The following is a 15,227-nucleotide window of genomic DNA, read 5'->3' on the forward strand; positions in this document are numbered from 1 at the left end:
ATGAAAAAAATGAGAATTTCGTCAGTTTGGTTTGTACCCGTTGTAGCTGTGCTCATTGGTCTGTGGATGTTTTATAAACATGTCAGTGAGCTCGGCCCTTTGGTCACAATCACCACGGTGAATGCAGACGGGTTGGTTGCAGGTAAAACGACTATTAAGTCCAGAAGTGTCGATATTGGCATGATTGAGTCCATTGAGCTGAGCTCCGACTATTCGCATACCATCGTCAAAGCTCGCTTGAATAAACAAGTCAAAGGAATGCTTGTTCAAGATTCTAAATTTTGGGTGGTTAAACCCCGAATAGGCAGAGGAGGGGTGAGTGGTTTATCAACTTTATTATCGGGGGCTTACATTGAGTTAAGGCCCGGGCAAAGTAAAACTAGAATAACTGACTATGTGCTTATGGAAGAACCACCGCTGGGTGAAGCTGGACGGCAAGGTATTTCATTGCATTTATTCAGCGGTGCCAATAAGTCGCTTGAACGTGGCGCACCCGTTCACTTTAAGGGGTTTACCATTGGTCAAGTTGAACAGGCGAGTTACGACAAAGAAAAACAGCAGGTTCACTACAAGATTTTCATTGAAGCACCTTTTAATGAATTAGTGTCGACAAATACTGCGTTTTGGATCACCTCTGCATTTGAAGTAAAAATGAATGCTAAGGGAATTACCTTTCAATTGGACTCGTTAGAATCATTCATAAATGGTGGTATTACCTTTGGGCTGCCAGACGGTTCGGTGCCTCAAGGGCTCGCTGAAGATAACGCGAATTATGAACTATTTGCCAATGAAACGATTGCTTTAGAGGGATCGTACCGTCGCTTTACGCCATTTGTGCTGTTCTTTGAAGAATCAATCGGTGGGCTTGTAAAAGATGCACCGGTTGAATTTAGAGGGGTCCGAGTGGGTACTGTGGTTGAAGTGCCGTATTTACGTTATTTCGACCAAGATGTATTTAATCCCAAGGGGCTGATTCCAGTACTTATCCATATCGAATACGACCGCTGGAATAAATTTAAATCTGACTTAGAGGGGGACGCGTGGAAGTCGCATATTCAAGAGCAAGTATCGAAAGACATGCGAGCGACCTTGATGACTGGAAATATCCTTACAGGGGCGCGTTATATCGACATCTCGAACTCTCCAGATGTTGAACGAGACCCTTATGTGATCGGCTTAGAACAACATGTTGAAGAACCTATTATGCATACCCGTAAAGGGGACTTAGAACGAGTGGGGAATAAAATCAATAGCTTGCTCGATAAAGTCAACGCGTTGCCGTTGGAGCCGGTGTTAAATAATCTCAATACCACTCTTAAATCTGCAAATTCAGCAGTGAAGCGACTGGATTCAGCGGTTGAAAAACTTGACCGTTTGATCGAAGCCGACTCTGATGCCAACAATGCTGATTTGCGAGAAGTGTTGCAGCAGTTGAAGCAAACATTGGCAAGTTACGATCAAGGCAGTCCGCTGTATCAAGACTTGCGTCAATCAAACCAATCGCTAGACCAAGTCATGTGGGAGCTTAAACCATTGCTCGATACGTTGAATAACAAACCTGACTCGCTAGTGTTTGGCGCTGATATGAGCGATCCAAATACGGATGATGTTAACAAGGAGTCAGAGCAATGAGCATGACTAAGAAATTATTCGCGACCTTATTTGCTTCATTGCTACTGGCCGCATGCGGTAGCACTCCACCGCCCGTACATTACTATTCAGTGCTTTCGTCATCGGTTGATGTGGAGCTTGCGCAGGCTCCGCTTGAGTACGAAATATTGCTCGTACATCGAGTGGAAGTAGCAGAATATTTGAATGATCCTAGGCTGGTGATGGAGTCTGGAACGAGCGAATTATTGTTGTTGCCTCAACAGCGATGGGCTGGCCCTTTGAGCAGCGAGTTAACCGGTTTAACTGTAGAAACATTGGGGCGAATTTACCCCAATATGGTGGTGTCATCTGATTATCATGGTGCGGATGCTAACTTAAGAATTGAAGTGTTTAGCTTTCATTTATCTTCAAATTCTAGTGTTCGAGTGAGTGGAAGGTACTACTTTAAAGATAAAGGCGGATTATTTGTTTCTCTGCCATTCCAAACTCAAGCTAATTTTGAAGTTGGAAACTACGCTGATGCGGTGACTCAATTAAAGCAGTTATGGATTGAGTTATTAGTAACCGCATCTGAAAATATTAAACAAAAATAAACAATGACTTACGTTTAACAATGCACTTTACTCAGGGACGTTGATATGAAGAAACTATGCCTGCCGTTTATGCTATTGGCTGTAGTATTTGCGCCAAATGTTGTAATGGCTAATACCGATATTGAAGAGGCTGCTGAAGATCTAGTTGATCCACTTTTTGATGAAGGAGGAGAAAGCAAAGAAGCGATTGAGCGCCGAATGGAAGCTGAGTTAGACGTTAACTCAGCGACAGATCGGCGATTAGCTGCCATTTTTGAAACAGCTCGTAACCCATTTGCTCTCATTCCTTACGAGCAAAATTACATCATGTACACCTATACTGACGATATTAACAAAGACCAGTATACGGCTGCGGGTTATGAAGATGCTGACGATTTGACAGATCACGAAATCAAATATCAGTTGAGTGTGATGTTCCCACTTTATCGTGGCATCTTTGGTAAAAATACCACGCTAGCCGGATCATTTACTCAAGTGGCTTTGTGGCAAGCAACTAACAGCGATATTTCAGCTCCTTTCCGTGAAACAAACTACGAGCCGCAAATTTTTGTAGCTTGGTTTACCGATTACGATGTATTGGGCTTGAAATTACGTTGGATTGAAACAGGTTTTAACCATCAATCTAACGGGCGTGGACAAGATCTTTCTCGTAGCTGGAACCGAGTGTTCGCAAATTTTTTGTTTGAGCGTGGCGATTTTAGTATGAATGTGCGTCCTTGGGTTCGCCTTTCTGAAGACTCAGACGACGATGACAACCCAGATATTGACGAGTATCTCGGTAACCATCGTTTAGACTTCGCCTACCGCTATGACCAAAGTGTATTCACTGCACGCACGCGTTACAGCTTTGAAGGCAATAAAGGTAGCGCTGAGCTAGGTTGGAGCTATCAGCTCACCCAAAATATGCGTGTGTATGCACAGGTGTTCACAGGCTATGGTGAAACTCTTATCGACTACAATCACAACCAAACTCGAATTGGCTTTGGTGTGATGCTGAATGATCTGCTTTAACATCTCATTGTTTGCAATGCGGATGTAAAAATTTTGGATGAAAATCCACGCTGGGGCTATGTTTATAGTTAGCCTAGCGTGGATTTTTTTATGGATAAAATAGCTGTTTTCTATTTGCATCATCAAGGTCAAATCTGGCAAGTACGTACCGATGGCACTTGGATTTTGATGACCGAAGAGCAAGTACAATCAATAGATGCTCCGGTCGGTGAGTTAAGTGATTACCTTAAACTGCTTAATGGTACAGAGGGGGTATTGGTACTCAACGATGTGGAGATAGAAATTCCCGCTGCTATCGTATCCTCAATGCAGCCATTGCTAAATCCACAAGCGAAGGCTCAAGTGGCCGATGCTGCTTCTGACTCAAACTTATTGAACGGCTCATCATCTGCCAGTCAGTCCCAAACATCGGGGACTTTTTTCTTTACTACGATTCGGCGAGATGCTGAGGAAATGATTGCGGAATCGGGGTTCGATACTCTCCCAGATAACCCCGCAAAAACATCCGTATTTCAAACTTCCGCTGGAGGCGATTTACCGCCTGATATTGTGCCAACCGGTGCAGAAATTACCGTCACCATTGAAGATGGTGGAGATGGTTTTGAGAATCGCTTTGAAGTCCCCAAAGTGGATGTTCATGGAACGGCAGAAAAGTTAGACGACCGAACACTAACCATCACCATTACCGATGTGAATGACACCCAACTGAATTTTGAAGCGCTGGTTATAGACGGCCTTTGGCGTCTGGATGCTGTTGATTTGAGTACATTAGCCGAGGGAGTGGTCACTGCCACGGCAAGTATTGCCGACTCCTATGGTAATTCTGTTGAAGCGCACGACGACACCATTAAAGATACCGTAGCGCAAGTCACCATAGATTTTGGCGATGGCGGAGATCAAGCGATTAACCAATTTGAAGTGGGCGCAGTGAGCTTGTCTGGCGATGCGCTAGGCATTGAAGACGGACACCGAGTAGAGATATTGATTTCTGATGGCACAGGTCGCCATTTGCGAGTGCAAGGTTCAGTCGTCGATGAAAAATGGCAAGTTTTAGAACAAGATTTAACTAGCTTTGAACAAGGCTCAATCGTGGCACGAATTGTGTCAGTTGATACCCCCGGCAATCCTGCATTTGCATTGGGCCATTCAACCATCGATACCTTGGCGAGTATTTCAGCGTTTGCCGAAACCGGACACGACCAAATCATTAACCGCTTTGAGCAAAGTAGCGTTCGGTTGTTTGGTTCTCTGTCCAATATTGAAGATGGTCAATCCATACAAGTCTCGGTGACTGATATCAATGGGCTCACTTTATCATTCGAATCTGTTGCATCTACAAATAGCTGGGAGCGAGTCCGTACGGATTTATCGGCGCTTGCAGATGGAGCATTAACGTTAAATGTGGAAACTGCGGATTTAGCGGGAAACCCAGCCTCTGCTAATTATCTCTTTGAGAAGGATACATTTGCCCAGATTGAAGCAAAAATATTAGATGATGATGGTCTTATTAATCCTTCGGAATTGCAAAATCTAAGAGTTGGGGGAACGGTTCAAGGAGTTGAGGATGGTCAACTCGTCAGCCTGATTGTGACCGATCAATTTGGTCATTCAGCCGTTCGCCAAGTGGCCGTGACAAATGGCCAATGGTATACGGTTTTAGATGTCAGAACGTTATTAGATGGGCAAATGAATCTGGGTGTTGAAGTTCAAGATCGTGCCGGGAATATTGCTGTGGCGGGTGGCCGTGCCACGATTGATACCACAGACGGCATGACGATCAACATTGAGTCGGGCGACGACAATTATTTAAATCGTTTTGAAGTGCCTGCCACATTGGTTTCGGGTGATGTAACCGATATTGACGATGGCGCAACAGTGTCGATTGTGTTGTCGGATGTGCACGGGCATGAAGTGTTTCTTTCAGCGGTGGTTATTGATGGGCGATGGTCTGCAGGCTTACAAAATTTAACTGAATTTGATGAGGGCCCGATTTTTGCCTTAGCGACTGTACAAGACGAGGCAGGGAATAGAGCGTCAGCCATTGATTTTGCAATTATTGATCGACTGGCTGAAGTCTCACTATTGATCGACAGTGGTGACGATTCACTGATTAACCTTGCTGAACAGCTGGCCATATCATTATCAGGGGCGGCCTCGCACATTGAAAATGGTCAATTAGCGAATGTTCTATTGACCGATATTTATGGCCACACTTTAAGGTTCGAAACCACTTTGGTCGACGGCCAATGGCAGCTCGACAACCTCGATGTTTCGAGTCTAGCTGAAGGTATTGTTAGCGCCTCGGTAAAGGTTGTCGATATTGCGGGAAATCCTGCAAGTGACTCCAACACAGCTGTTAAAGATACGCTCGCTGAGCTATCAGTGACGCTCGATCCTAACGGTGATCAGCTGTTCAACCCGAGAGAATTAAGTGACGTGCCGATTGAAGGGAACGTCACCAATATTGAAGATGGTCAAGTGGTGACCATTACAGTGACAGCCACTGACGGCACAACATTTACAACGCAAGCTACGGTGTTGAATAGCGCGTTTAGTACCACCGCCGACCTTCGCTTATTTCCTGATGGTCCTATTCATGTGTTTGCTCAAGCGGAAGATATCGCGGGCAATCGTGCGTCCGATTCTGATAGCGGCAATATTGATTTAACCGATGGCCTGACCATTACCATTGATAGTGGGGATGACAATTACATCAACGCCTCTGAACTGCCTGTGCGTGATGTGTTTGGTACTACTGAAGATGTTGAGAATGGCCGTACTGTCACTCTTATCCTGACAGATTTTCGGGGGCACACTGAGGTTCTTACAACCCGTGTTCTGAATTCAGCGTGGCGGATTGAAGCGGTTGATTTTTCGGTTTTCGATGAAGGTTATATCATCGCTGAAGCCTCGGTATTGGATCGCGCAGGAAATTTGGCTAGCGGTATTGATATTGCCCAAAAAGATACTCAAATTGACGCCCAAATTATCATTGACCCCGACTCTCCAGAATACGTGAATGCAGCTGAACAGTTGGCTGTGAATATATTGAGTCAGTTCCATTTTGTTGAAGATGGGCAGGATGTTTCGCTGAAATTGTCGGATCAAGCGGGCACTGAACAAATGTTCAATATCGTCAAAAATGGAGGCGATTGGTTACTTGAAGAGGTCGATTTTTCTAACTTTGAAGATGGCCTGATCACAGCACAAGTGACAATAACCGATATTGCAGGAAACACCGTAACTGCAACAGACACGGTGATCAAAGACACGCAAGCACAGCTAACGTTAGAGTTAGATGCCAATGGCGACGGCCTGCTTAATCCATTGGAGCTTAGCGCAGTATCCATCAGTGGTACGGTATTGAATGTTGAAGATGGTCAGTGGGTTGAGATTACACTCACCGATATTGCTTCACAGCAGATTACTGTCACAGCAATGGTTCAAGGAAGCATGTATCAAACCACAGCTGATGTTCGAACATTTGTGGATGGTGTGTTATTGGCAACAGCTAAAGTGGTGGACGTAGCCGGCAACACGGCCAGCGCTTCTGATAACGTGTTGGTTGACACCACAGATGGATTAACCATCGTGATTGAGACCGGTGGAGACCCTTACCTCAATGCTAACGAAATAGGCAATGTTCGTATTCACGGCACGGCCACGGATATTGAAAATGGCCAAACAGTCGTTGTTGAGGTTGCCACTTTCGCACGCGGTATTATTGAGTTTGATGCTGTGATTGAAAATGGCGTATGGGAAGTCGCAGCTGCAGATCTTACTTCCTTGAGTGATGGCGTGCTATATGCCCTTGCTGTGGCGCAAGATCTTGCAGGAAATATAGCTTCTGCGGTGACCTCAACCGTCAAAGACACCTTAGCTAATATTGATGTAACTGTTGCGCAAACAGAGGATGGTTACCTGAATGGAGCAGAATCTTTAGTGGCATCATTGCTGGGCAATGCATCTCATGTGAATGATGGTCAAACTGTCACCATTGCCGTCACTGACAGCGCAGGGGCTGTGTTAACCGGCTCCGCCATTGTTGAAGGTGAAGATTGGTCTACAGATACGTTCGACTGGACTTCGGTCGCCGAAGGGCTTGTCACTGTTGATGTGGAAGTTGTTGATGAAGCGGGTAACCCAGCTCAATCAAGCTATCAATTTACTAAAGACACCCATGTCGGAATTGATATTGATACCGGTACCGGCTTCGATATAGAAATTGCGCGCGTCGGGCTCCCTGTGTTTTTGTCTGGGACAACCACGGCAGAAGCAGGCCAGTGGGTCACAGTCACCATATCGGACGGACTGAATGAGCAAGCAGCGACAGCGCAAGTGCAAGACGATCAAACATGGAGCACTGGCGATTTTATTATCGACCAGCTCGATTTAGTATCGAGTATTGACTGGACTTTAACTGCGTCAGTTGAAGATATTGCAGGAAATCTTGCAGAAGATGACTTTCCAACCATTGTTGAACCCTCCAGTGTTTATCTGTCTGAGCAAGCATTGGGCTTGTTCAGCGCCACTACGGCAACCAGTGAGCTTAGAATCTCAGGTGCACAATTAACTTTTTCTAGCATTCAATCGGAACTTGAATCATTAACCAGTGACGGGCAGGCATTGGTGTTGAATGTGTCGGCTGACGAGAAATCGTTTCAGCTTTCGGTTCAAGCAAGTTCAGATTTAGTCATGAGTGGCGAGATCTCAGACAACAGCCGAGCGTCTATTACCCTACATGCGCCGGTCGATCAGCCCGAAGGTATCTTTTTGTTGCGTGTGCCTATTGTCATTAATGGTCTTCAAACGGATGCCGATGGCACTGAAGAGCTGGTTGTTGCCCGTTTAGACGCGGATATATTGGACTCAACCCCGTTCGCTGTCGATGATTCATACTCTGTGGTTGAAGCTGAGGTTTCAGCGGGTTCTCTCATTGCTAATGATACGACCCTTGAGGGCCCGTTGGTGGTGACTAAAATTGTTGCCAATGGCGAGAGTCACTCGATAGCACCAACCCGCTTGAATGAAATATCGTTTCCTGAAGGTACTTTGGTGGTGACATCAAGTGGAGCATGGTCATTTCTGTCACACCGAAATTTAGATCATACGCAGCCACAAAGCATCGAATTTTCTTATGACGTGATCGATCACGACGGTGATCCCGACCGAGCCGATGTAATTATCAATATTACCGATGGGGCAGCAGGGCATGTCAGCGATGTTGATGGGCACTTGGTGGAGCCTAAAGTGGGGAGCAATATTCTGGGGACTGCATCCTTTGAAGTGACTGCGGGTTCCGACGATTTAATTGCAAATTCGATACGTTTTCATCCAGATACTATCGATCGCCTAGAGTCGCTGAATATCACAAGCTTAGGTGACACTGTCGAATACGCGCTATCGGCTGATGAAAAGCAGATACAAGCAACCACTAGTGGTACATCAGTTGATGTATTTACTCTCTCTTTGAGTGCGTTGTCAAAAGGTGGAAGTTTAGAAGCCGAAGGGTCTTTGTTTTTAATGAGGCCGATTGACCACAACGCAACCGATATTATTTATATCGATTTAAGTGTGGTTGCCAATGATGCCGACGGAACCAACACGGTGGGCGGTCGAGTGCAGGTGACAGTAAGCGACGGAGAAACTGTGGCGTTGAGTATCAGTCAGTCGGTTCATGTTGATGAAGACAATTTACCGAGCGCATTGACCGGTACAGGCTCTATTGCTGTTGAAACGGGCAGTGATGATGTGGCCACAATAGAAATCGATCGTGCCAACAATCAACCGCCACTGACTTCAGGTGGGCAGGTTATTCAATATCAATTAAGTGGCGATGGCCTGATTCTGACAGGCTATGTTTTAGATCCACTCGATCCTGTTTTTAAAGTAATTTTAAACAGTGACTTTGCGCCTGAAGTGGATAGTTCTATTGACTATGTATATGAGCAGTATCAGTCACTCGACCAAGGTTCAGATGCCTCTACTGTTGACCAATTAATACCCATTCGCATTATTGCAACCGATAGTGATGGCGATGAAACACTCGTGACGCTTGATATAACCGTGAGTGATGGTGATGCCCCCATTATTGTGCCCGACAAATTGTCTTTGGTGGTTGGAGAAATTCCACGGGATTTAGTGCATGCGCCGCTTGTCGATGAAGTTGATAGTACTTCGGTTACAGTGACCGCTGGAAAAGATCCGATTGTTGATGTGGTTTACGATATTGCCAACGGTAGTCTTGTAGTGGACCAATCAGGTACGGTTTTAACGCAAAACGGCCAATCGCTGACATGGCGTAACCGAGCAAATGGCGAGCTTGATGTGGTGTTGAGTGACGGAACCAGCGTCCTGAACTTTAAATTACCGGATGACATTTCAACCCCCTCCGAAACCGATGCAAATTTTGATTTGGTCGTGACCCAGATAGGGCCAATAGACCACCTTGATGGAAATGATCTTCAAATTGGTTTAATGATCCCTCTTGAAGTGGTGGATAGTGATGGCAGCATTGGCCGTGTAGATTTAAGCGTTATTGTGCATGACGGTCGAGATCCTCGAATCTCCTCTGGTGCTGATATGACGGTCGATGAAAATGATTTGTCAGCTGGTACGGTCATGGATACAACGCAGGTAACCATCGACCGCGGTAGCGATCGGGTTGCCGATGTCGCCCCAGATAAAGCAGATTTTGATAGCTTGAATTTATCCAGTGGTGGTTTAGCCATTACATTGTCTAGCCAAGCAAATGCAAATGGCTGGTGGCTGGCTAAAACCTCCGCCGGAACCGAAGTGTTCCGAGTGAAATTTGAACGCGATGGCAGCGTAAGCTTTGAACTAAAACAAGCCATTGACCACCCAGATGCGGCTGCACGTAATGAGCTGGAAATTCCATTCAACGTCACTGTTATTGACACCGACAACGACGAATCCGCTCCAATTGAAGTCAAAGTGACAGTAACCGATGATGTTCCAACAGCGCGTTTGGGCGTCATTGCCATTACAGAAGGCGACAGTGAAACGCGGAATATACTGCCCGAGACTCATCAAGGAGCCGACGGCGCAGAAGTGTATCAAGTGAGCTATCGAGGAACGTTATACCAAGCCGGCGAAACGATTGATTTAACCACCGATGACGGTGCGGTGTACGGCACGCTTGTGATTGATAAAAATGGTGATTTAGACTTACAAACTACCAACGTATTGTCTACTGGTCTAGTGTTCAGAGACAATAACATTAGCTATACCGTTCGTGATTTTGACAAAGACGTAGTGAACAACTCACTTGAAATTGAGCTACTCGATTCGGCGGGGTACATCGATACTGGAGAAGACACAACTACTGAGGATGTGCCCCTAAAATTAGAAATCCTCGCCAGCCCAGCGGATGTTGATGATGATGAATCCATTGTGAGTATGACATTTGATTCAGCTTCGCTGAAGGGCGGCACTTTAACCCTCAATGATGTTGCATTGAAGGTTGATGGCAGTGGCAATCCATTCTTGTCTGCCGCAGCGAATGAATTTATTACCGTGGGCAATCGCAATGTTATTCCCAACGGCGACTTGGTCTACACGCCATTGCTCAATAGTTCTGATCAAACACAAACCGTGTCGATTGGTATTCGAGTTGAAGTGCAACGCGGAGGCGTGTTCGATCGGCATATCGATGATACCTACGATCTTACTATTATTTCAGATGCAGATGTGCCTGTATGGAATGCCAACACATTTGAATACGCCATCACCGAAGATGCATCAGCAACTGCGATTAGCATCGAAGCTCTGCTGGCTGATACGGATGGATCTGAAGCATTAAGCTATGAAGTTTTGGCCATTGACAATGGGCTTTCTTTAACGTCAAACACTACACCAATAGAGGTTGGTAGTGTGCTAACAGCGGCCGAACTTGCGCAATTGAAAGCGTTGATGGGGCAGAACCTTGCAGGTGAGTATCAATTCTCCATCAAAGCGATTTCGATTGAAGCACAGAACAGTGATCAAGCCAGCGATGATCGTGTGGTGACTCTAAAAGTTGCACCCGTAGCTGATATACCGCAAGTCGCGAGTAAAAATATTCGCGGTACTGAAGATACCGATATCGATTTAAGCGCTGCTATTGTTGGCCAATTGTCTGATGATGATGGTTCAGAAACTCTGTATTACCGTGTTGATGTTCAAGATGGTTGGCTAGTGTTATCAAACTCAGGCGCAAACGTCACAGATTTGGGGGGCAATCGCTTTGAAGTGCTTGCCAAAGATGTGGAAGCCGGAGCGATTCAGTTAAGGCCGGCCGCCAATATCAGCGAAGTGACCGATACTGCCACTGTATCTGTTACCGCAATAGCCCGTGAATCATCGCAAGATGGCATTGCTCCTAGTGTTGCTGAAACTTTGGGTAACAGCACATCGTTCGACATTAAGCTCACCGGTGTTCCAGATATTCCTATTCTTGATGCGGCACAAAGTGCAGGTTGGACGTTAGACCCTGATACATTGCAGCTCACTAACTCGAGCGAAAAATATGAAGATGAGGATCTAGCGCTCGATTTCGTACTTACTACGGTCGACCAAGACGGCTCGGAAGTCATGAACTTTTTGCTGAAAGACATACCCGATGGCGTTGAGCTGGTGGATTCCGCAGGCCATAGTGCTCAGTTACCGGTGGTTGATGTGGTGAATGGAAATCCTACGTTTCAAGTCACATCATCCCAATTGAACCAATTATTTTTAAGCATTGAAGAAGATTTCAGCGGGCCCATTGATTTTACCATCCAACAAATTGTTACCGAGGAAGATGGCGCGAGTGAGAGCTACGATATTGCGGTGACTTTAGTAGTCACGCCCGTGATTGACACATCGGGTGTGAGTCAGGTCGCGCAGGGGGCAGAAGACCGAGTACTAAGTTTGAATTTAATGCCCAACACTTCAGCTGACATGGATGGTAGTGAAACCGTCACTGGGGCGGTGATTACGGATTTGTTAGGAATGCGTCTATTTATTGATGGCACAGAACAAGTGTTGCCAGCCAATGGTTTAGATCTTGCTAATTATACGGATGCTATTTCGCCCAACATTGAAAGCCTTCTGCGGAGTGGGCGTATTTCGATATTACCTCCGGAAGATGCTGCGGGGCAGTTTAGCTTGCCTATTCGCTACACCATTGCGGATACGAGTGCGCTTGAAGTGGTTCGCCAAGATATCAACGTGAATGTCAGCGTTGACATCAATGCTCGTGTTGAATCTGACACTATTATTAGCTCTCCTCGGGCCTACATTTCAGATGACGGCAGCGCTATTGCGCTGGATGGAGCCGTAAGCTTTACCGACGCAGATTTAGATGGTTCAGAAGTGGTGGATTACTTGGTGATTATTGCGCCCGATGCGAATAATTGGTTTGTGCAATCGGACCGAGAAGTCATTCATGATGGCAATGGTCGTTGGATTATTGATGTGAGCGGCCTGACAAGTGACTCAGTCAAAGAAACTGTGCAGGACTTATTGGCTAATACCACCGTCAATACTCAGCTCAAGGGTACATTTGAATTGGGCATTGAAGCACGAATATTAGATGGTCAAGATGCTGAAATTAGAAATTCATCGTTGATTTTGCGCTACAACACAGCTTCATCAGGTGGTACTGCTAGTCAAGTCAATGACTTACAAGACAGTGTGATCGATGCCATCGAAGAAAGCGGCGCTATCTCCACATCCGATCATTTAAATACAAGTATTGCCGGAGATGCGAATGATGTCGTGAGTTTTCGAGTGGACGCATCTGATCTCAGACACGGCGAAACCATATCAGGATCTGGTGTGCTGCTTGAATATGATGCCAGTGGCCAAAATGTGATCGCCTACTTATTCAGAGAATCTGATATTTCTAGCCTCTCTATTTCTGATTTAGACTCCGATTTTGCCGGTGTTTTAACGATTCCCGTTACTGTTATTGCGACTGATCCATCTGGCGATACCTTTTCAGAGCAGCAAGATTTAGTGATCGAAGTTGCCCCCAAAGTGGATGGTGTTCAACTCAATGCTAAAGTCACTGAAATTGATGAAGATGTTGCTACGGTTCTCGGGCTTAATTTTGTTTTCGCTGACAGCAATATCCCCAATGAAGGTATTGAGACCTTAAGCGGTACATTGCAGTTACAATTGCCCGATGGTGGCCGCCTTCAAGGGCCGGGTATTCTCCAAGTGAATCCAACAACTTGGCAGGTCAACGACCTCTCAACGCTGGATCAAATTGAATACATTGGCCCAGCTCAAGACAGTGGGCAATTCCGGGTTGTAGCCATTGGTAACGTGGTAGATATCGCGCAAGGAATCGGCGATAGCGTATTAACCGACTCGCAAAGTTCAACATCTGAAATTGTGATTGATGTTCTACCTGTGACGGATAGCGCTTCGATTACACCCCGCTCTATTTTCGGGGATGAAGATAGCGCCATAGATATGTCAGCTATCAGTGCGGTTGCGCCTGACAATGATGGTTCTGAGTTGGTGACGTTCGAGTTTTTTGGCGTTCCTCATGGAGCCGTGTTGTTCTATGAAGAGGGCGGGCTCAAAGTTGAGGCGGCCAATAATGGACGTGATGGCGGCGACTTTGATGGTTCGCCTACCTATGTTTGGAGTCTTCCAGAGTCAGCTTTATCGAGCCTAACGCTAACCCCGCCGTTGGACTTCTCCGGTACAATTCCGTTGGAATTTGTCGTCATCCGCAGAGAACAAGGCACCGAAGATATTGTCTCGACTAGCCAAACCATTGAAGTGCAGGTCAACCCTGTTGGCGATGATGTTCAGAGCTTTAACCCAGTGTTGGATTATCAGGTCGACGAGGGCGATACCGTTAATATCAAGATCAATGCTGAATCACTCGAAACAAACAGCAATGAAACGCTAGAAATGGTGATACGAATCGATACGACAAACTCTGATTCTAGCGCAATTGATGGCCTTTCTGGCATTCGAGCCGATGGTGATTTTTCAGCTTTTGTGACAGATGCATCGGGTACTTATGCCACGATTCAAACGAGTGCGAGTGCCATTGAGCAAGTGCAATTGGTACTTGGAGATTCCGTGTTCGGACACTTGGAAGCCGCTGTTGAAATTCGCTCGTTTGATCAAGCCTCCATCAGCGGCTCAATTGTATCTGATTATGGCGATGCGCTGATTGAAAATATTATCGTTGATATTGCCCCATTCCCTGATGCACCCATTCTAACCCTCAACCAAGACAACCTCTATGCCGAAGAAGGTGTGGATATACCCATCAATATTGACCTTGCTCAGCAAAGTCCAGCTCCCGGTGAGAATGCATTTGTAATCATTCAGGGCGCCCCTGACCATGTTACTTTTTCCAATGGCCAATTAAACCCCGAAGGTTGGACTATTGCTCAAGCTCAAGTGCCGAACCTTAAAATAGAGGGGCTTGTGGCTGGTGATACCTTCTCACTGACATTTATTCCATATAGTGAATTGGGTTCAGATCGTGCCGACGGCAGTGTTCAAACAATGACTATAGGTGTGGTTGCTGACAATACCGATGTGCTGTCAGCGGGCCTAAAGAATAACATTCTCTATGCCACCGCAGGTGACGATACCATTTCAAGCAGTGCGGGCAACGATGTCTTGTCGGGCGGCACGGGGAGTGACAATTTAAGTGGAGGTTTGGGCTCAGATCGATTTGTCTTCAATCAAGGTGATGATACGGGCGGAGCGAATGATGCAATCACAGATTTTGCATTAGGGGCTGACAGTTTGGATCTGACGGGGCTACTTGCTGCAGTTAATTCAAGCTCTGGTGCAGAGCTAGATTTGGTGGTCGACTTAAGTGAAAACGCAGGAGACACCACGCTAAGTATTAAACTAGATCAAGTGAATGTAACTCAAGAAATTGTATTGGATGGAGTTTCAATCAATGACCTCGCCGGAGGTGGAAGCACGGCTGAAGCGGATATTTTGCAAAAGCTTATTGATGACGGAACTTTGGTGTCAGGCTAAGGA

General features: G+C 45.9%; 4 protein-coding genes. All 4 read left to right on the forward strand.

The window, feature by feature from the left end; translation table 11 throughout:
* The 4 genes from pqiB (at position 1) to NAF29_RS04975 (ending at position 15,224) form a co-directional block, all read left to right on the forward strand.
* Positions 1-1,632 carry an intermembrane transport protein PqiB gene (pqiB, locus tag NAF29_RS04960; protein WP_251260395.1) on the forward strand — a complete coding sequence of 544 codons (1,632 nt, stop codon included), beginning with the start codon at positions 1-3 and terminating at the stop codon, positions 1,630-1,632.
* Entirely contained in the window at positions 1,629-2,204 is a 576-nt protein-coding gene (locus NAF29_RS04965; protein WP_251260396.1) for a PqiC family protein, read from the forward strand. Before pqiB ends, NAF29_RS04965 begins: the two co-directional genes overlap by 4 nt.
* Positions 2,205-2,249: 45 nt before the next feature.
* Positions 2,250-3,215, forward strand: a complete 966-nt coding sequence (locus tag NAF29_RS04970; protein WP_251260397.1) for a phospholipase A — start codon at positions 2,250-2,252, stop codon at positions 3,213-3,215.
* Between the two features lie 90 nt (positions 3,216-3,305).
* The gene (locus NAF29_RS04975; protein ID WP_251260398.1) at positions 3,306-15,224 is read left to right on the forward strand and encodes a T1SS-143 repeat domain-containing protein; all 11,919 of its coding nucleotides are present in this window, start codon (positions 3,306-3,308) and stop codon (positions 15,222-15,224) included.
* Positions 15,225-15,227: the final 3 nt, after the last annotated feature.

The sequence above is a fragment of the Echinimonas agarilytica genome, assembly GCF_023703465.1.
Lineage (GTDB): Bacteria > Pseudomonadota > Gammaproteobacteria > Enterobacterales > Neiellaceae > Echinimonas > Echinimonas agarilytica.

Coding starts and splice junctions, on each gene's coding strand:
- NAF29_RS04970 (WP_251260397.1), top strand. CDS start 2,250: ATGAAGAAACTATGCCTGCCGTTTATGCTATTGGCTGTAGTATTTGCG.
- NAF29_RS04975 (WP_251260398.1), top strand. CDS start 3,306: ATGGATAAAATAGCTGTTTTCTATTTGCATCATCAAGGTCAAATCTGG.
- NAF29_RS04965 (WP_251260396.1), top strand. CDS start 1,629: ATGAGCATGACTAAGAAATTATTCGCGACCTTATTTGCTTCATTGCTA.
- pqiB (WP_251260395.1), top strand. CDS start 1: ATGAAAAAAATGAGAATTTCGTCAGTTTGGTTTGTACCCGTTGTAGCT.